Annotated in this window: 19 protein-coding genes and 1 tRNA gene; 6 read left to right on the top strand and 14 right to left on the bottom strand. The window is 63.1% G+C overall.

The genetic code is table 11. The features are described 5' to 3' along the window. Positions 1 to 89: 89 nt before the first annotated feature. From HG718_RS12450 to HG718_RS12440, 3 genes are all read right to left on the bottom strand, one after another. Positions 90 to 614 carry an A24 family peptidase gene (locus HG718_RS12450; RefSeq protein ID WP_160586983.1) on the bottom strand — a complete coding sequence of 175 codons (525 nt, stop codon included), beginning with the start codon at positions 612 to 614 and terminating at the stop codon, positions 90 to 92. A 175-nt stretch (positions 615 to 789) separates the two neighbouring features. Next, positions 790 to 963, bottom strand: coding sequence for a Flp family type IVb pilin (locus HG718_RS12445; protein ID WP_160586982.1), 174 nt, complete (start codon positions 961 to 963; stop codon positions 790 to 792). Between the two features lie 302 nt (positions 964 to 1,265). Then, positions 1,266 to 2,024, bottom strand: coding sequence for a Crp/Fnr family transcriptional regulator (locus HG718_RS12440; protein ID WP_160586981.1), 759 nt, complete (start codon positions 2,022 to 2,024; stop codon positions 1,266 to 1,268). 228 nt (positions 2,025 to 2,252) lie between these two features. Between HG718_RS12440 and HG718_RS12435 the strand changes: the two genes are divergently transcribed. Further along, entirely contained in the window at positions 2,253 to 2,789 is a 537-nt protein-coding gene (locus HG718_RS12435) for a pilus assembly protein N-terminal domain-containing protein (protein WP_160586980.1), read from the top strand. A gap of 113 nt (positions 2,790 to 2,902) precedes the next feature. Here the strand turns inward: HG718_RS12435 and HG718_RS12430 are convergent, their stop codons facing one another. After that, positions 2,903 to 4,468 (bottom strand): TadE/TadG family type IV pilus assembly protein, encoded by a 1,566-nt coding sequence (locus HG718_RS12430; protein ID WP_160586979.1) that lies wholly within the window; start codon positions 4,466 to 4,468, stop codon positions 2,903 to 2,905. 206 nt (positions 4,469 to 4,674) lie between these two features. Here HG718_RS12430 and HG718_RS12425 point away from each other — a divergent pair, with 206 nt between their 5' ends. Continuing rightward, positions 4,675 to 5,247: a TadE/TadG family type IV pilus assembly protein gene (locus HG718_RS12425; RefSeq protein WP_027838409.1), complete on the top strand. Its 573-nt coding sequence runs from the start codon at positions 4,675 to 4,677 to the stop codon at positions 5,245 to 5,247. Further along, the gene (locus tag HG718_RS12420) at positions 5,247 to 5,789 is read left to right on the top strand and encodes a TadE/TadG family type IV pilus assembly protein (protein WP_160586978.1); all 543 of its coding nucleotides are present in this window, start codon (positions 5,247 to 5,249) and stop codon (positions 5,787 to 5,789) included. Before HG718_RS12425 ends, HG718_RS12420 begins: the two co-directional genes overlap by 1 nt. Positions 5,790 to 6,093: 304 nt before the next feature. Here HG718_RS12420 and HG718_RS12415 read toward each other — a convergent pair. Then, a tRNA-Ser gene (locus HG718_RS12415) sits at positions 6,094 to 6,183 on the bottom strand. A 271-nt stretch (positions 6,184 to 6,454) separates the two neighbouring features. Between HG718_RS12415 and HG718_RS12410 the strand changes: the two genes are divergently transcribed. Both HG718_RS12410 and HG718_RS12405 read left to right on the top strand, forming a co-directional pair. Next, complete coding sequence (locus HG718_RS12410; protein WP_160586977.1) at positions 6,455 to 6,760, top strand: hypothetical protein; 306 nt, start codon at positions 6,455 to 6,457, stop codon at positions 6,758 to 6,760. 44 nt (positions 6,761 to 6,804) lie between these two features. Next, a complete protein-coding gene (locus HG718_RS12405; protein ID WP_160586976.1) occupies positions 6,805 to 7,086 on the top strand; it encodes a hypothetical protein in 282 nt (93 codons plus the stop codon). Here the strand turns inward: HG718_RS12405 and HG718_RS12400 are convergent. From HG718_RS12400 to HG718_RS12365, 8 genes are all read right to left on the bottom strand, one after another. After that, complete coding sequence (locus tag HG718_RS12400) at positions 7,083 to 7,847, bottom strand: hypothetical protein (RefSeq protein ID WP_160586975.1); 765 nt, start codon at positions 7,845 to 7,847, stop codon at positions 7,083 to 7,085. The genes HG718_RS12405 and HG718_RS12400 overlap by 4 nt on opposite strands. Positions 7,848 to 7,961: 114 nt before the next feature. After that, a complete protein-coding gene (gene lepA, locus HG718_RS12395) occupies positions 7,962 to 9,764 on the bottom strand; it encodes a translation elongation factor 4 (protein ID WP_160586974.1) in 1,803 nt (600 codons plus the stop codon). A gap of 88 nt (positions 9,765 to 9,852) precedes the next feature. Next, complete coding sequence (locus tag HG718_RS12390) at positions 9,853 to 10,662, bottom strand: ion transporter (protein WP_160586973.1); 810 nt, start codon at positions 10,660 to 10,662, stop codon at positions 9,853 to 9,855. 69 nt (positions 10,663 to 10,731) lie between these two features. Then, a complete protein-coding gene (gene pheT, locus HG718_RS12385) occupies positions 10,732 to 13,125 on the bottom strand; it encodes a phenylalanine--tRNA ligase subunit beta (protein WP_160586972.1) in 2,394 nt (797 codons plus the stop codon). Next, positions 13,122 to 14,216, bottom strand: coding sequence for a phenylalanine--tRNA ligase subunit alpha (pheS, locus tag HG718_RS12380; protein ID WP_160586971.1), 1,095 nt, complete (start codon positions 14,214 to 14,216; stop codon positions 13,122 to 13,124). Before pheS ends, pheT begins: the two co-directional genes overlap by 4 nt. Positions 14,217 to 14,381: 165 nt before the next feature. Further along, positions 14,382 to 14,747 (bottom strand): 50S ribosomal protein L20, encoded by a 366-nt coding sequence (rplT, locus tag HG718_RS12375; protein ID WP_027838416.1) that lies wholly within the window; start codon positions 14,745 to 14,747, stop codon positions 14,382 to 14,384. A gap of 39 nt (positions 14,748 to 14,786) precedes the next feature. Further along, positions 14,787 to 14,984, bottom strand: a complete 198-nt coding sequence (gene rpmI / locus HG718_RS12370; protein WP_027838417.1) for a 50S ribosomal protein L35 — start codon at positions 14,982 to 14,984, stop codon at positions 14,787 to 14,789. A 216-nt stretch (positions 14,985 to 15,200) separates the two neighbouring features. After that, positions 15,201 to 15,380 (bottom strand): hypothetical protein, encoded by a 180-nt coding sequence (locus tag HG718_RS12365; protein WP_036261822.1) that lies wholly within the window; start codon positions 15,378 to 15,380, stop codon positions 15,201 to 15,203. A 329-nt stretch (positions 15,381 to 15,709) separates the two neighbouring features. Here HG718_RS12365 and HG718_RS12360 point away from each other — a divergent pair, with 329 nt between their 5' ends. Then, complete coding sequence (locus tag HG718_RS12360) at positions 15,710 to 16,561, top strand: dienelactone hydrolase family protein (protein ID WP_027838419.1); 852 nt, start codon at positions 15,710 to 15,712, stop codon at positions 16,559 to 16,561. 142 nt (positions 16,562 to 16,703) lie between these two features. Here HG718_RS12360 and HG718_RS12355 read toward each other — a convergent pair whose 3' ends face one another. After that, positions 16,704 to 16,880 carry a hypothetical protein gene (locus HG718_RS12355; protein WP_160586970.1) on the bottom strand — a complete coding sequence of 59 codons (177 nt, stop codon included), beginning with the start codon at positions 16,878 to 16,880 and terminating at the stop codon, positions 16,704 to 16,706. Positions 16,881 to 16,989 lie beyond the last annotated feature (109 nt).

Raw genomic sequence — 16,989 nt, 5'->3', positions numbered from 1 at the left:
CCGGATCGGCACTCTGGCCGGTATCAAACCGGCAATTCGTCAATTCGCAGTTAACCGTATTGGTCCGCTGCGAAGCTTGGTCTTTGCGCTCACCCCAGCCACAGGCTCTGGGCGAAGACGAGCAGGCCGCCTGCCGCAAGAGCGAGGCCGTAGGGCACGCCTTCGCGGGGGTCGTGCAGCCGCAGGATCCACTCCTGGCCGATCAGTGCCTGTGGCAGCGGCATCCCGCGGAAGGAAATCAGCAGCAAGGTGAGGCCACCCCCCAGCATGGTGGTCACCAGCGTGTAGGCGAGGATGCCCTCGTGACCGAGCCAAAGGGCCGTGGCGGCAAACAGCTTGGCGTCGCCGCCGCCGATCCAGCCAGTCGCGAAAAGCGCCATCACGACAGCCAGGGCCCCGAGACCGGTTAGCAGATGCCAGCCAACGGTTTCCAGCGGCAGCGCAGTGCCGGCGGCCGCAATGGGAAAGGCAAGGGCAAGACCGCCGGTGAGCCAGTTGGGAATGCGCATGGCAGCGGCATCCCACAGCGCTGAAGCCAGCATGGCAGCCGGAAACAGGCTGATAACGGCCCATTGCAGCGGGGAATAGTCAGGCAGCTCGGCGAGCACGGGCATCGGGGACGCAACTCCGGATTGGAACGTGCCGCCATTAGGCGGGCGAACCCGTAAAGTCCCGGTAAACCTTAAAATTCGTTCCAAATTGCGCGCGCTGCCGACGCACTGGAACCGGCGCAAAGAAAAGGGCCGCCGGGAAAACCCGGCGGCCCTGATCCGTGTCAGTCAACTGACCTTACTGGCCGCCGCCCATGCGGTCGTTCACATTCTCGAACGCGCCGGTCACGGTACCGCCGAGCGTGTTGACGGCAGTGATGATCACGGCAGCGATGCCGGCAGCAATCAGACCATACTCAATGGCAGTGGCGCCGGATTCACAATCGGCGAAACGCTTGAAAAAATGGCTCATGTAAGCCTCCTCTGGATCAATCCAACAGAGGGAACCCCGGTGTGGCCGTTCCCCTGGGCGCTGGCAGTCGGGACAGGCCACCAGTTCACCTGCGCGCAACGTTAAGTCCAGACCCTTACGTACCGCTTAATGGGCCAGTTAAAATTGGCGAAGACCGGAAGAAAAGAAAAACAGTGAAGTAAAAAGGAAGTAAGAAAAAAGAGAGTCAAATAATAAAGGTGTCGGCACGGGCATGCTTGCTGGCGCGCTGTGTCCAGCGTGGTTAATCAGTTATTGAAGGTAAGACCTGTGCTGACCCTGAGCTAGTCTGTGGCGGGTGTGCCACTGGCCAGGGCCCGCAGGTAGGCGGGATCAAGGATGCGCAGGCCGGGATATTGCCGTTCAGCACAGCCCGATTTCACAAGCGCAGCCAGCCCCGCGGCCACGGTCTGCTCATCGAGCCCGCACATGGCGGCGAGTTCCCGATGCCGCGGCAGGCGGGAAATAATGAGCCCGCCCTCACTTGCAGTGTCCGGCTCCGCCATGCGCAGTAGATCGGCATAAAGTGCCGTACCGGCCTGGCCCGTGTCCGCAGCCAATGGTCTTGGCGTGCGGGTCACGAGATCTGTCGCGAGATCCTGAAGCAGGGCGAGTGCAATCGCCGGCTCTGACTGCAGGAGAGCGGTGAAACGGTCCGCCGGCAGGATGAAGACGTCCGTGCCTGTTTGCGCGACGGCCGACAAGGTGGGCGCAAGCCCCGCCAGTGCATCCAGATGACCAAATAAACCGCCTGCGGCAGTGTCGAAGAAGGTCACATCCCCATGCCGGTCAGCCGGCAGGGAGATGCGCATGACGCCCGCCAGCACGAAGCCGACCGCCGTTTCGCCTGCACCCGGCCCGCGTGCAATGTCGCCCGCGCCATAGCGCGCAAACCGACCCTGTGCCGCCAGAGCGTCGAGCCAGGCAGCATCGCGGCTCCCCAGGCAGGGGATCGCCGCCAGCGGATGGGGAGCAGCGCCAGATACTGCCTGCGGCAGAGCATGAAGCGGCGTTGGTGCATTTAGGGAGGGCTGGACCGGCATGAGGCGCAGGACACCGTGGCTTGGGGTGGCGGGTGCGAAGGCGTGCAATGGTGGCGGCAAAGCCTGTAGGCCGCTTTAAGGTGCCGCTGAAAGCCTTAGGCAAACGCCGGGACACGTCTTGGCAAAAAATTCACCAATTCAAGCGAGGCTGAGAGCCAGTCCCGGCCTGTGGGTGACAGCCTCACATGGGCATCCCGCCGGGCCCTCCGGAGCAGACAGGACCGCATGATGCCGACCCAGAAAAGCCCCGCCCGCCCGCTTGCCTTCGCCATGCTTGGCGCCCTTGCCGCCGGTGCGGCGATCGGTCTGGCCGCAGCGCCCGACGTGGCAGAAGCCGGCGGCATGTACGAGATCCATTCCAGCGACTACACGGTGGGGATCGATCAGGCGCAAGTGCTGCGCATCGAGGGCGCAGCAAGCCTTGTCGCTGTCGGTAACCCATCCATCGCTGATGCTATTATCCAGGACGGCGACATGATCCTGCTGGTGGGCCGCAGCTACGGTGCCACCAATGTTCTCGTCTTCGATGCGGACGGCTCACAGCTCGCCTCGCTCCTGGTCAACGTGGTGGACAAGTCGCCCCGCATGGTGACGGTCAATCGCGGCGCCACACAGCGGAGCTATAACTGCGCACCTGAATGCCGCCCCGTGCTGCGCATCGGTGACGAACACGCCCACGCCAAGGAAATCTCCGAACAGACTATCGCCAAGCAGGGAATTGCCACCGGTAGTGCTGAAGGCAGCGGCCAGGGCGCCGGTGAGTAGGGCGCAAGCGAAGAGGCAACGGCCTGAGCTTCAACCGGACTGATGATTCAAGAAACCCCGGAGCAGCAATGCTCCGGGGTTCTCTTAATGGATTTCTCGAACGGCGAAGGCCGTCAGCGCGCCAGCCGTAGATTGCTAAGGTCGTAGGCGATGGACTGGAACACTTCCCGCAGCTTCGAGTTCGACGGCGAATCGAAATAAAGCTCGGGCGACGTGGCGCAGTCACGGAACACTTCCTGAAGGCTCGGCGAGTTGAGCTGGAAGGTGATGGTATAGACGCGCACGCCTTCCGCCTTCACCCGCTCGCACATCTCCCCAACTTTGTCGTCGATGATGTTCCGCGCGCCGCCAATGCTGTCCGTACCCAGACGTTCGTTGTCGATATAGCCGAAGCTCGTGTAATCCGAGCCGTTGAAGCTCCGCTGACTGACGATCTCGTTGTTACCGTCTGTAAGAAGGATCAATGCCTTCTGCACGTCGGGGTCCGTGTAACTTGCCCCCTCCGTGAACGGGGCGGCCGGCGACAGGACGCGCCAGCCCCACGCCAGACCCTCGGCGATGTTGGTGCCTGAATTGTACCAGGGCTCCATGGCGCGGACCTCGTTCACCAGCAGGGTGCGCGAATTTGTCAGCGGCACCAGCGGGCGCGGGCACGACTTGTTAGGGCCATAGGTCGTGGACGGTGTTTCATCATTGTGGATACGCGCGTTGTCGTATTTGCCGCTGTTCTCCTGACGCTTGCGGTCATTGCCGCCGATGTCATCGTCCAGATAATCATTGCTCGAGTCACGCTCCCGGTCGGATTCATCCGGCCAGAAGTACGGCACGAACAACGTGTCCGCATTGCCCGGCGTCGGCGCCGTATCAAGCGTGTCATGCGGTGCAGGCCGCATTTCCACGCAGCCCTTCCACTCCGCATTACGGATATTGTCGAACAGGGTGAAGTGGTTGGTGGGCCCGCGGCGTGAATCAAAATTCTCCCCGTGGTACCGGGATTGTCCATTCACATCCATCCACTGCATGTCAAAGCCATCGGCCTTGATGTTGACAGCGGTGACGAACGGCACGAGCGACATTCGTAGCAAGGACGGGCGATCCTGATCGCCGAACAGGATACTGACGAGATCTTCCGCGGCCGTGCGCAGGGCCCCGATCTTGCCGTTCCATGCCATCGAGCCCGTATTGTCGAGCACCATGGCAACTTCCAGTGCCTTGGATTCGCGCACCACTTCGATTTCGCTGCCAACCGACAGTGTGTCGAGGCCGATCACCTTGAGGATGGTTGTCGGCAGCTCGGCATTGGCTGTCAGCACGAAGCTGCCATCGCCGGGCACCACGGACACTGAGCCCGGGACGCCAAGCTCGTTGGCGTCGTAATTGGCGTCAAAGAAGCTCTGCGCCATCGCCGTCATCTCGGCGGTGGTGCCGCCGGGGGAGGCGCCAACCGCAAGCCCGGCAGCGTCGAGTGCCCGCTCAAGCCGCTGCTGCACGATGAAGGCGCGGTTGAGATCAACCGCGCCGCCCACCGCTGCGGCGATGGGCAGGATCGAGATTGCCAGGATGATTGCGAAATTGCCGCGGTCATCTCGGCCGAGCGCGCGCATCAAAGAGCCGGCCCGTGCACCGAAGCTGCGGGAGGCATCTGCCAATCGGGAACTGAAGGCGTGGAACTTGTGCATGTGCGGCTCGTTCGGATGCAGCGCCCGGCAGGACCGGTCGCCGTCTGACACCGCCTCGACATGGAGTGCGGCGGCATGCCGAAATGTAAAAGCGCGCGGTGAACGAGGTCCTAAGAAAGGTGGTTAGCGGGAAGTTGCGGTGATGGCTAAAACCCCGGTCAACGCCTTGCGGGGCTGGTAACCGCAATGGGCCTACAAGATGCGCCATGAAGAGAGCCGACCATGTCACATCGCCGGTAGGGTTACTGCTGCGCCGCTTCCGCCGCGACGCGCGCGGCGTGACCGCGATCGAGTTCGCCATGCTGGCATTGCCTTTCTTCTCGATTCTGTTCGCCACCATCGAGACACTTGCCGTTTTCTATGCCTCCGTCAGCCTCGAGACAGCAGCGGCGGATGTCGGGCGGTTGGTACGCACCGGCCAGGCGCAGACGCAAGGCCTGACGCGCGAGCAGATCCGCAACCGCGTCTGCGGCATCATCTTCATGGGGTGCGATGACCGGCTGCAGATCGACGTGCGGCAGTTCAACAACTTCCAGAATGTAAGCTTCAACAATCCGCTCAACGGCGATGGTGACCTGCGCACGGATCTGCTTTTCCAGCCCGGTAATCCCGGCGACATCGTGCTGGTGCGGCTCTTCTATGCCTGGGACATTTCCACACCGCTCATTGGCGCTGCCCTGTCCAATATGTCAGGCGACAAGCATCTGGTGGTGGCAAGCGTCGCGTTCCGCAATGAGCCCTACAACAATCCGGCGGCACAGCAGGGCGGGGGCGGCTGATGCTGATACGGCTTCATGACGCGATGCTGGCTTTCAGGCGCGACCACAAGGGTGTGGCCGCGGTGGAGTTCGCCATCATCCTGCCGCTGATGCTGATCTTCTTCATCGGCGTTGTGGAAACGGCAACCGCGCTCACCGCCAACCGCAAGACGACGGCAGTGGCCAGCACCGTGGCCGACCTAGCGGCGCAGGCAATCACCCTCAGCGATACAAATGTGACCGATATCTTTGGTGCCGCGCGGGCGATCATGGAGCCGCATGGGTCAAACAACATCCAGATCCGCCTCACCAGTGCCTCCGACAATGGCGGCGGCAATGTGCGTGTGGACTGGAGCGACGGCTACAATATGGCCCCCTATTCGCGCGGCCAGTCCGTCAACGTGCCGCCCGATATCGTTTTCACTAATGGCAGCGTGATCATCGCCGAGGTGCGCTACACCTACCAGTCAGCGTTCACCTACTACGCCTATGGCGACATCGCGATGGAGGACAAGTTCTACGCGCGCCCCCGCCGCACCCTCGTGGTCGGGCGCACGCGTTAGACCAAGCCGCCCGCCCAGAGTATGGAGGCTTGCCAGAGCAGGCGCGCCGCCGTCACGTGATGAGGCTGTCCTTCCCGCCCTTGTTCCTCGCCCTGTCGCCCGGCACCGTTAACCATCTTTGTCACTGATGTGTCGCATCCCTGCCGCACCCGTTTGATGCGGTCAGTGGAGGCTCAAGAAGGCCTGAAACCGGGCAATGGCGCACCGGGCAGCGGCAGGAAGCTGACATGTTTCCTGCGGCCATGGGGCACTCGGCCGGGCGTGCTCGGTGCCGGTGCGAGACAGATCGGTTAACCAGGGAAAATGGCGGAGAGACAGGGATTCGAACCCTGGAGACGGTTGCCCGCCTACACGCGTTCCAGGCGTGCGCCTTCGACCACTCGGCCACCTCTCCGCGAGGTCCGGCGTTTCAAGAAGACACCGGGAGGGGCGGAGATAGCGTATCGCACACCGTGCATCAACCTCGATTTTCGGGGAAATGCGCCAAAACGCGGTCAGCTATTTACACTTGCGTCAGCAGCGCGACTGCGGTTTGACTTGGCGCAGACATAAAGTCGCGGTGTGGGCCGCGCAGCCGCTGGCCGGTACCGGGTTCGGGGATCCCCTGTCCGGCCAAGAACAAGCGGCTGTTTACTTGCGTTGGGGCCATGGGGGGCCTGAGAAAAATGATCGTTTTCCGTCTTATCGGTTTGGTGTTCATCGCCGGCGCACTGATGGTGTTCGGCGCCGATGTGCTGCGGTCGCTGGAATCCGGCGAAGTGGGCATCAATTCCTTTGCACAGGTCTGGGCGCTGCTCGACCAGCGCCTGGGTACCACCTCGCTTGAGGGCTTCAAGGCCTGGGCCGAAAGCACGCTTCCGGCTGCCGCATGGGACCCGGGCGTTGTGTCTGTCCTCAGCTATCCGGCCTGGGCCGTGCTGGGCGTAATCGGCATCGTCGTCGCGCTGATTTTCCGCCCGCGCAACGGCTGAGCCGCTAACTCTTTATTAACCGCACAAGAGGGACCGTCAGAACCATGATCCTGCGTGTTCTGACGGTTCTTTTTCTTGCCGCCACCATTGCGGCTGCTGCCAATGACGTGCTCTCGCAAGGGGGCATGGCGTCACTTGGCCAGCTGTGGTTTTCCCTATCGCCGGAAACGCTGAACCTCAGCCAGGCGGTAATCCAGCGCTACGTCTCGCCCGAGCTGTGGGACCCTGGCATCATCTGGCTGCTGGGCCAGCCGGCCACTGTTGTCTTCGGCCTGATCGCGCTGGTGTTCTTCCTTGCGGCCTGGGCCTTTACCCGCCGCCGCTAGGCTGCGACCGCCTCTTCACAGCTGCATTTGTAGATGTCCTCGAAGGTATTCGTCCGCGATATACCGTCGATGAGATCCGTAAACGGAACATCCTTGACCTCCACATCGGCGAGCATCAGGGCCCGCGCAGACCAGTGAATGTCAATGGGGTGCACGCCGGCAGCCCGCAAGAGCTTCTTCTCAAGCGGCCCGAAGCCCCGCTCATCCAACCCCTTCAGATAGGCCTGCTGCCGGTCTGCGGAGATCACGCCGGGCTTGCAGCTGCTGCAGGCTTCGAAGGCGGCGAGCAGCCCGTCCCAGGCAGCAATTGCATCCCGTTGAGCCTCCTTGACGCGCGCGATCAACGCTTCCCGGTGGGCATCCTGGTGCCTGAACGTTTCCTCATCGCCGAACTCATGCGCCGTGTGGCGGCGATGGACGGTCTTCAGGATAGCCAGTTCGGTCATCGCAACCATCCATTGGGCATTGATGGCCGTGCGCAGGGCTGCCAGCACCGCGTCGTCCGGCGTGCCCTCAATGAGATGGGCGCAGCCTTCGGCGGTAATACCGCCAATGCAGGCAGGCAGGTAAGGTTCGTAAAGCTGACCGAATTCCAGATCGATCTGGCACTGGATCGGATCACACGCCGTTTCAGCGGCAATCGAGGCGATAAGCGACGCCTGGATCACTTCCTCGACCGGCAACGGATCAAGCGCGCCTGCGCCCGACATGATGATGGCCTGGGCAATTTTCCACCGGAGCTGAGGTGTATTCCTTGCCATGGTAAGTCCCTCCCTCATGGTTAGAGGGTGAACTATACACGTCAGCACATCTAAGGCGCGTAAAACAAAAATAACAAGCGGACCGGCGGAGCGCTCTGAGGGAGCGAAAAACGACTAGTTGTCGTCCATCTTCAGCGCGGAAATGAAGGCTTCCTGCGGGATGTCCACCTTGCCGAACTGGCGCATCCGCTTCTTGCCCTCTTTCTGCTTGTCGAGCAGCTTGCGCTTGCGGGTCGCATCGCCACCGTAACATTTGGCGGTCACGTCCTTGCGCATGGCGGCGATGGTTTCGCGGGCGATCACGCGGCCGCCAATGGCCGCCTGCACCGGGATCTTGAACAGATGCCGCGGGATCAGGTCCTTGAGCTTCTCGCACATGCCACGGCCGCGCGCTTCTGCCCGGCCCTTGTGGACGATGATTGCCAGCGCATCCACGGGCTCCGCATTGACCAGGATCGACATCTTCACAAGGTCGCCCTGCTGATAGTCCTCGATATTGTAATCGAAGCTGGCATATCCCTTGGTGACCGACTTCAGCCGGTCATAGAAATCAAACACCACTTCGTTGAGCGGCAGGCGATAGACCGCCATGGCGCGGCCGCCCACATAGGTCAGGTCCTGCTGGATGCCGCGGCGGTCTTCACACAGCTTCAGGACAGCGCCGAGATACTCATCGGGGACCAGGATGGTGGCCTTGATCCACGGCTCTTCGATGTAGTCGATCTTCACCGGGTCCGGCATGTCGGCGGGATTGTGCAGCTCCACCATCGTGCCGTCGGTCATGTACATGTGATAGATCACGCTTGGCGCGGTGGTGATGAGATCGATGTTGAACTCACGCTCCAGCCGCTCGCGGATGATCTCCAGATGCAGCAAGCCGAGGAAGCCGCAGCGGAAGCCGAAGCCCAGCGCCGCTGATGTTTCCATCTCATACTCGAAGCTCGCATCATTGAGGCGAAGCTTGCCGAGCGCCTCGCGCAGATCCTCGAACTGCGCGGCATCGACCGGGAACAGGCCGCAGAACACTACAGGCTGTGCCGGCTTGAAGCCCGGCAGGGGTTTTTCCGCAGGGCGCCGTTCCTCGGTGATGGTGTCACCGACCGCTGTGTCCGCCACCTGCTTGATGGAGGCGGTGAGATAACCGATCTCGCCAGGGCCGAGGCTCTCGACCTTTTCCTTCTTCGGGCGGAAGACGCCGACCTCGTCCACGCCGTAGACGGCCTTGGAGGCCATCATGCGGATGCGCTGGCCCTTCTTGAGTTCGCCGTCGATGATCCGCACCAGAACGATCACGCCGAGATAGGCGTCGTACCAGCTGTCCACCAGCATAGCCTTGAGCGGCGCGGCGCGATCCCCTTCCGGCGCGGGCAGACGGGTGACGATGCCTTCCAGCACGTCCTCAATCCCAAGGCCGGTCTTGGCAGAAATCTCGATGGCATCCGACGCATCAAGCCCGATCACGTCCTCGATCTGCTGCTTCACGCGCTCGGGCTCGGCGGCGGGCAGGTCAATCTTGTTGAGGACCGGCACAATCTCGTGGTCGACTTCGATGGCCTGGTAGACATTGGCGAGCGTCTGCGCTTCCACGCCCTGGCTGGCATCCACCACCAGCAGCGAGCCTTCGCAGGCGGCCAGTGAGCGGTTGACCTCATAGGCGAAGTCCACATGGCCCGGCGTGTCGATCAGGTTCAGCACATAGGTCTCGCCGTCCTGCGCCGTGTAATCCAGCCGCACGGTCTGTGCCTTGACGGTAATGCCGCGCTCGCGCTCGATATCCATCGAGTCGAGCACCTGCTCCTTCATCTCACGCTCGCTGAGGCCGCCCGTCTTCTGGATCAGGCGGTCGGCGAGAGTGGATTTACCGTGGTCGATATGGGCAACGATGGAGAAGTTGCGGATTTTGGAAAGCTCTGTCATTTGACGCGGCATATAGCACTGGCCCACCGCCCCGCCTAGGGGATTTGCGAGCGGTCAGACCCGCATTTTTTGCAGGTGGACCAAAGACCTAGAGCCCCGGGCGTGGTCCGGAATGGCGCACATGGTGGGCCTCCTGTTCAGCGCGCTCCTGTTCCCGACGCTGACGCAGCTCATCCTGGAAGGCGCCGGCAATGATGCCTGACGGCAGGCTGACCAGGCCGATGGCCCCGAGGATCAGGAAACCGGCGGCCACCCGCCCGCCGATGGTGGCGGGCACCACGTCGCCATAGCCGACGGTGGAGAGTGTCACCACGCTCCACCACATGGCCGACGGGATGGACCCGAAGGCTTCCGGCGTGGTTTCTCGCTCAAATAGATACATGATGACCGCAGCGCCATAGATCACCAGCAGCGCGATGACCGCCGCCACCACGAGCTGCCGCCAGACCGAGCGCAGGACCCGGATGACGACGCGGGCGGGCTCGAAATATTTGGCGAGCTTGAACAGGCGGGCGAGGCGGAAGGCGCGCAGCCAGGCAAGGTCAGCCCCCGTCATACCGAGGAACAAGAGCACGATCAGCTCCGGCCCGAAGGCCAGCACATCAATAAACAGCCAGAAAGGGCCGGCATAACGCGCGCGGTTGCGCAGGCCGGAGATGCCCCGCGTCTCTCCGGCGCACCACAGGCGCAGCGCAAACTCGATCGCGAAGATGAACAGGACCGCGTCATTGGCAAGATCAAGCGCACGGGCCGTACCCGGCGAGAGCCCCGGCATGGTCTCGATGGTGAACAGCACGACGCTCAGAAGGATGAGCGTGAGGATCACCCAGTTAACCGGCGACAATCCGTGCCGGTCCCATGAATCCAGCAAGAGCTGGCGGTCCATCCAGGCGCGCATGGGCTCCCCTCCCTGATGCGGCATGCAGGCGGTCAGTCAGGTAACCGGGCGGGGCAGGCGCTGTGTGCGTCAGCCGCGCAATTCGCCGCCTGTCGCCTTCACGACGGCCGCCACGACCTTCTCGGAGACCGCATCGATCTCCTTGTCGGTCAGCGTCTGGCTGCGCGGCTGCAGCGTCACCTCGATGCCGACAGACTTGCTGCCCGGCTCAATGCCGGTGCCCTCATAGATATCAAACACCCGCGCGTCGGTAATGAGCTTCTTGTCGGCGCTCCGGGCCGCGCGCAGCAGCTTGTCAGCGGCGATGCCGGAGGTGACGACAAAGGCGAAGTCACGGCGCACCGGCATCAGGTCGATCGCGTCCAGCGGCGGCTTGGAACGGGTGGCCTTCTTGCGCGGGGCGGGAATGGCGTCGAGATAGACTTCGAAGGCAGCAACCCGGCCGGACAGGCCCATTGCCTCGACGACGCGCGGATGCAATTCGCCGAACTGGGCGAGGATGACCTTCGGCCCCAGCGTCAGCAGGCCCGAACGGCCCGGATGATACCAGTTGGCAGCACCAGCCTGCACCTGCGCGTTATCCGCAGCAGCGCCCGCAGCCGCAAGCGCGGCCAGCGCATCGGCCTTGGCGGTGAACACATCCGGCTGGCCCGCGCCCTGCCAGTGACGGCTGACGGCGCCGGCCCTGAGGCCTGATGCGCATGTGGCCTGACCTTCGGGCGTTTCATTCGCATACTGAGCGCCCACTTCGAACAGCGCCACGTCGCGCTGGCCGCGGTCGATATTGCGTTGCGCCGCAGCCGCCAGCGTCGCCAGGATGCTGGGTCGCATGTCGGAGAGTTCCGACGAGATGGGATTGGCAAGCTCAAGTGCCTTGGCACCGCCGCCGAACAGTTCCGCCTGCTGCTTGGAACAGAACGCCCAGGTGACGGCTTCCAGGAGCCCACGCGAAGCCAGTGCCCTGCGCGCCTGGCGCACGCGGCCCTGCATCGGCGTCAGGATCGGCTGCGCCACCGCATTGAGGCGCGGCAGCGGTGTCGGCGCCACCTCGTTGATGCCGTGCACGCGCACGGCTTCTTCCACGAGGTCGGCAGAGCCATGCACGTCCGGCCGCCAGCTCGGCGGCGTCACCGTCGCCGGTGACGTGGCGCGGTCGCTGTCGAAACCCAGCGCGTCAAGGATCGCGAAGATGCGGTCATCCTCAAGCTCAAGGCCCGTCAGCTTGCGCACGCGGGCGGTGTCGAAGGCGATCTCGCGCTTCCAGTCAGGCACGTCACCGGCACTGCCCACGTTGCTTGGCTCACCGCCGCACATATCGAGGATCAGACGCGTTGCCATCTCCATGCCGTCATGGGCGAATTCCGGGTCCACGCCGCGCTCGAAGCGGAAGCGCGCGTCCGAAGTGATGCCCGTCTTGCGGCCGGCGGTGGCAATGGTGATGGGGTCGAACAGCGCGCACTCGACGAACACATTGGTCGTCTCTTCGGTGCAGCCGGTCGCCTCCCCACCCATGACGCCGCCAAGGCCCAGCATGCCGCTGTCGTCAGCAATCACACACATGCTGTCGTCGGCTTCATACTCCTTGCCGTCAAGCGCGAGGAATTTCTCGCCCGGCTTGCCCATGCGGGCGTGCACGGTGCCGGTAAGCTTGTCCGCGTCAAACACGTGCAGCGGCCGGGCCCGGTCGAAGGACATGTAATTGGTGATGTCCACCAGCGCATTGATCGGCCGCAGGCCGATGGCGCGCAGCTTCTTCTGCAGCCAGTCCGGCGACGGGCCGTTTTTCACACCCTTAATCATCCGCCCCAGGAACAGCTGGCACGCGGGCGCGCCGTCGAATTTGAGGTCAACGCCGATGGGGCTGTCGAACGTCCCGGCAACAGGCGCGATGGTCTCGGGCTTGAGCGTGCCGATGCCCATGGCGGCCAGGTCACGGGCGATGCCGCGCACGCCGGTGCAATCTGGACGGTTGGGGGTGATGGCAATCTCGATCACCGGGTCGTTGACGCCCAGCGCGTCAGCGGCAGGCGTACCCACCTCGAAGTCGCCCTCAAGGTCGATGATGCCGTTGTGTTCGTCGGACAGCTCAAGCTCGCGCTCGGAACACATCATGCCGTTGGACTGCACGCCGCGGATCTCCGTCGGCTTCAGCGTCATGTCGATGCCCGGCACATAGGCGCCCTCAGGCGCGAAAATGCCCACGAGCCCCTCGCGCGCATTCGGCGCCCCGCACACCACCTGCATCTCGCCTGAGGCGGTCGCGACCTTGCAGAGCTTCAACTTGTTCGCATTCGGATGCTGCTCGGCGGCCACGATCCTGGCGACCGAGAATGCCGCCAGCGCCTTGGCGGGATCGTGAATCTCTTCAACCTCAAGGCCCAGCATGGTGAGGGCGTCGGAGATCTCGTCGAGGGAGGCTGTAGTCTCAAGGTGGTCCTTGAGCCAGGAAAGGGAAAACTTCATCGGCTCAGCCCTCCGTACAAAGAGGGCACATCCAAGGGCGAGAACCCGTAATGCTTGATCCAGCGCGCATCGCCATCGAAGAAGGCCCGCAGGTCCGGTGCGCCATATTTCAGCATGGCGAGACGGTCGATCCCGATGCCGAAGGCAAAGCCCTGATAGATTTCGGGGTCGAGATTGGACGCCTTGAGCACATTGGGATTGACCATCCCGCAGCCCAGGATCTCCATCCAGTCATCCCCCTGGCCGATCTTGATATCCTTGCCGGACCGATCGCACCGCACATCCACTTCCATGGACGGTTCAGTGAAGGGGAAGTAGCTGGGCCGGAAGCGCATTTCGACGCTGTCGACCTCGAAGAACGCCTTGCAGAATTCCTCAAGCGTCCAGCGCAGGTGACCCATATGGGTCTCCTTGTCGATCACCATGCCTTCGACCTGGTGGAACATGGGCGTGTGCGTCTGGTCGCTGTCGCAGCGGAAGGTGCGGCCCGGCGCGATGAAGCGCAGCGGCGGCTCCTCGGAGCGCATGGTCCGCACCTGCACGGGGCTTGTATGCGTGCGCAAGAGCAGGCGTGAGCCGTCTTCCTGTTCGTGGAAGTAAAACGTGTCGTGCATCTGCCGGGCAGGGTGCTCCGGCGGGATGTTGAGGGCGTTGAAGTTGTATTCGTCCGTCTCAATGTCCGGACCTTCCTTCACGTCGAACCCCATGTCGGCGAAGATCGCGACGATCTCGTCGATGACCTGGCTGTTGGGGTGAATGCGGCCCTGTTCGGCATCCGGGGTCGCCACCGGCAGGGTCACGTCGACGCGCTCCTGCTCGAGCTTCACCGTCAGGGCGGCGTCATGCAGCACGTCCTGACGGGTGGTGATGGCTTCTGTGATGCGCGCCTTGAGGCCGTTCAGCAGCGGTCCTGCTTCCTTGCGCTCATCCGGGCTCATCTTGCCCAGGCCCTTCATCAGTTCGGACACCCGCCCCTTCTTGCCGAGGGCTGCCACGCGCACCTGTTCGAGGGCGTCGAGGCTCTCGGCATCGGTGATGGCTTGGGTGAACTGCTCTTCGAGGGCAGCAGCTTCGCTCTTCAGGTCAGACATGTAAGAGGTCTCGTTCCGGCGCAGGAGGTGAGGCGCCTTTTCGCATAAAAAAATCGCTGGTGCACGTGCGGGCGTCAGGCCCGGTTCTGGCTGAACCGGCAGACGCCCGCGCGGGCAAACAGCGATTGTTCTTCATGTGCCCCGTCCGGAAGGACGGGAAAGCCGTTAAGAGGCTTGCTTCAGCGCGGCGGCCGCCTGATCGACCAGAGCCTTGAAGGCCTCAGGTTCGCGGATCGCGAGGTCGGACAGGACTTTGCGGTCCACCTCAACGCCGGCGACACTGAGACCGTTGATAAATCGGCCATAGGTCAGGCCGTGCTCGCGCACGGCGGCGTTGATGCGCTGGATCCAAAGGCTGCGGAAGGTCCGCTTGCGGGCCTTGCGGTCGCGGTACTGGTACTGACCAGCCTTGTCCACGGCCTGGGTGGCGGTGCGGAAGGTGTTCTTCCGGGCGCCGTAATAGCCCTTGGCCTTCTTGATAACTTTGCGGTGACGGGCGTGAGTGGTAACGCCCCGTTTGACACGTGCCATATGAGTTTCTCCTCAAGCGTTGTCGGGTAGGGGCAGGCCCTAGCCGTAGGGCATGTACTTCTTGACGATGCGGGCATCCTGATCGGACAGGATCGTCGTGCCGCGCTGGTTGCGCAGCTGACGGTTGGACCGCTTGATCATGCCGTGGCGCTTGCCGGTCTGGCCGGACCGCACCTTGCCTTTAGCCGTGAGGCGGAAACGCTTTTTGGCGCCGCTCTTGGTCTTCATCTTGGGCATTTCGCGTCTTTCCTTGAACGTAAGAGCGCCGGACCGATGAGTCCGGCGCCGAAGTCAGCAACCACACCGCCATGGCATGCCCTTTCAGGCCAGGCGGCACTCAAGACGCGGGGTTATAGAGGGGGCGCCTGCGCGATGCAAGGGCCCTGCGGGGCAAATTACAGGATAAGCCGTTGGTCCGGCTGGTTTTCCCGGCCGGTCATGAGGCGAAGCACGCTACTCACCGGCCACTTGCGGATCCCATGTTTCGTCGCCGGGGGCGCCGCAGGGGCGCAGCTGGGTCTTGCGGCCTTTCCAGCCGCCGGTGGTGCCGTGTTTGTGGAAGCGGCGGCCTGAACGGCGAGTATGGGCGTTCTGATAGGCGGCACTGCGGTCGGATTTCTGTCCGATGGCCATTTTCTGTCCCTGTTGACGCACGGTAAGCGGTTTGTGATGGCCGCTCTTGCGGAAACAAGTCTCCGCTGCGCCCGGGGTTCCCCTCATTGACCCACTTCAACGCACCAGGTGCGTGAATCTCATAACCAGTTGAAATAGTGGAAGAATTCGTTCTTCTGCCGCCCGGGTGCATTTCGTGAAGATGTGATGACGCTTTTGTGGCGGGTCGCGGCAGGCATGGCTGGCATTGGCGGGAGCGCAAATGTGATGGCGCTTGGTCTTCCCTCCTGCGGCTTTGTCGCCCATGTGGCGGGCTTATTGCCGATACGGTCGAAACAGGGGAGGGCACCATGTCCACATCATCACGCGATCTGAACCAGCCGGATGCGCTGGAAGATTTCACCCGGCGCACCATCACCCTCGACGGTGCGACGCCCGGGGTCAGCAAGACCGTCCATGTAACCGGCAGCGGCCCGGCTGTGATCGTGATGGCGGAAATGCCCGGCATCAGCCCCCACGTGGCGCGGTTTGCCCGCTGGGTGCGGGACGCAGGATTCACGGTCTATATGCCGTCGCTGTTCGGTGATGACGGCGCGGTGCCGGATGAGGCGCGCAGCGCGGAAGTGTTCCAGCACGCCTGCGTCAGCGCTGAGTTCCGCGCCTTTGCCAAGGGCAACCCGGACGGCAAGGCGAGCCCGGTGACCCAGTGGCTGAGGGCGCTGGCGCGCTTCGCCCATGAGGAATGCGGTGGGCCGGGTGTCGGTGCCATCGGCATGTGCTTCACCGGCAATTTCGCCCTGTCGATGACGCTTGAGGAATCGGTGCTGGCCCCGGTCCTGTCGCAGCCCTCCCTGCCGCTGGATGAGCCGGGCCAGGTGGAAAGCCCGCCGGAGGAACTGGCAGCGGTGCGCGAGCGGCTTGAGAAAGATGACCTGACGGTGCTGGCCTACCGCTTTGAGGGCGACAATTTCTGTCAGGCGGAACGCTTCGCGCGCTATGCGGAAGCGCTTGGAGATCGCTTCGATGGCCGGGTGCTTCCGGACGAAGCGGCGAATACCAGGGATCTGAGCCCCTTCCACCAGAAATTCGTCACCACGCCCCACAGCGTCGTGACGGTGCATCTGGTTGATGAAGAGGGTGAGCCGACGCGCCGGGCGCGCGACGAAATCCTCGATTTCTTCGCCGACCGCCTCAAGGTCTGACGAGGGCCTGTGCCACCAGACGACCGCGCAAGAGGTCGCAAGGCCCGGCTGCCACAGGGGCGCAGCATCCGGACCTTGCTCACTGCCGGACCGGTTACCCGGCCTGGCAGGTCTCTGATGGAAATGGCCGTGTGGCCGGGACTTAGTTGGCGCCGTTGCCTTCACCGCGTGCATCTTCCAGCACGTCGAATTCGCCGTCGCCTTCATCCACTTCGTCGGCCACGGTGTAGCCGGCGCCGGCCGCAACACCCAGCGCGCAACCGCCGGCGGGAACGGCCATCAGGCCAACAATGGCAAGCGTCTTCATAAGGTCGGTCATGGTGTCGTCCTTTCATCTGCTCTTGCCGTGTAAACAGATGGCCCCCCATGCGGGTTCCGGAAAAGCAAGAAGGCCGGCAGTCCTGCGACTGCCGGCCTTCTTTGTCATC

It is taken from the genome of Pyruvatibacter mobilis (genome assembly GCF_012848855.1).
In the GTDB taxonomy this organism is placed as follows: domain Bacteria; phylum Pseudomonadota; class Alphaproteobacteria; order CGMCC-115125; family CGMCC-115125; genus Pyruvatibacter; species Pyruvatibacter mobilis.
Note: the sequence above shows the minus strand (reverse complement) of the source record. Positions and strands in the feature narration are given on the sequence as shown.

What these genes read in the sequence shown, in the direction of transcription:
- HG718_RS12410 (WP_160586977.1), top strand. Translation starts at nt 6,455, where the DNA reads ATGATCGTTTTCCGTCTTATCGGTTTGGTGTTCATCGCCGGCGCACTG.
- HG718_RS12400 (WP_160586975.1), bottom strand. Translation starts at nt 7,847, where the DNA reads ATGGCAAGGAATACACCTCAGCTCCGGTGGAAAATTGCCCAGGCCATC.
- rpmI (WP_027838417.1), bottom strand. Translation starts at nt 14,984, where the DNA reads ATGCCCAAGATGAAGACCAAGAGCGGCGCCAAAAAGCGTTTCCGCCTC.
- HG718_RS12450 (WP_160586983.1), bottom strand. Translation starts at nt 614, where the DNA reads ATGCCCGTGCTCGCCGAGCTGCCTGACTATTCCCCGCTGCAATGGGCC.
- HG718_RS12360 (WP_027838419.1), top strand. Translation starts at nt 15,710, where the DNA reads ATGTCCACATCATCACGCGATCTGAACCAGCCGGATGCGCTGGAAGAT.
- HG718_RS12355 (WP_160586970.1), bottom strand. Translation starts at nt 16,880, where the DNA reads ATGACCGACCTTATGAAGACGCTTGCCATTGTTGGCCTGATGGCCGTT.
- HG718_RS12365 (WP_036261822.1), bottom strand. Translation starts at nt 15,380, where the DNA reads ATGGCCATCGGACAGAAATCCGACCGCAGTGCCGCCTATCAGAACGCC.
- HG718_RS12435 (WP_160586980.1), top strand. Translation starts at nt 2,253, where the DNA reads ATGCCGACCCAGAAAAGCCCCGCCCGCCCGCTTGCCTTCGCCATGCTT.
- HG718_RS12405 (WP_160586976.1), top strand. Translation starts at nt 6,805, where the DNA reads ATGATCCTGCGTGTTCTGACGGTTCTTTTTCTTGCCGCCACCATTGCG.
- HG718_RS12440 (WP_160586981.1), bottom strand. Translation starts at nt 2,024, where the DNA reads ATGCCGGTCCAGCCCTCCCTAAATGCACCAACGCCGCTTCATGCTCTG.
- pheT (WP_160586972.1), bottom strand. Translation starts at nt 13,125, where the DNA reads ATGAAGTTTTCCCTTTCCTGGCTCAAGGACCACCTTGAGACTACAGCC.
- HG718_RS12445 (WP_160586982.1), bottom strand. Translation starts at nt 963, where the DNA reads ATGAGCCATTTTTTCAAGCGTTTCGCCGATTGTGAATCCGGCGCCACT.
- rplT (WP_027838416.1), bottom strand. Translation starts at nt 14,747, where the DNA reads ATGGCACGTGTCAAACGGGGCGTTACCACTCACGCCCGTCACCGCAAA.
- HG718_RS12430 (WP_160586979.1), bottom strand. Translation starts at nt 4,468, where the DNA reads ATGCACAAGTTCCACGCCTTCAGTTCCCGATTGGCAGATGCCTCCCGC.
- pheS (WP_160586971.1), bottom strand. Translation starts at nt 14,216, where the DNA reads ATGTCTGACCTGAAGAGCGAAGCTGCTGCCCTCGAAGAGCAGTTCACC.
- HG718_RS12390 (WP_160586973.1), bottom strand. Translation starts at nt 10,662, where the DNA reads ATGCGCGCCTGGATGGACCGCCAGCTCTTGCTGGATTCATGGGACCGG.
- HG718_RS12420 (WP_160586978.1), top strand. Translation starts at nt 5,247, where the DNA reads ATGCTGATACGGCTTCATGACGCGATGCTGGCTTTCAGGCGCGACCAC.
- lepA (WP_160586974.1), bottom strand. Translation starts at nt 9,764, where the DNA reads ATGACAGAGCTTTCCAAAATCCGCAACTTCTCCATCGTTGCCCATATC.
- HG718_RS12425 (WP_027838409.1), top strand. Translation starts at nt 4,675, where the DNA reads ATGAAGAGAGCCGACCATGTCACATCGCCGGTAGGGTTACTGCTGCGC.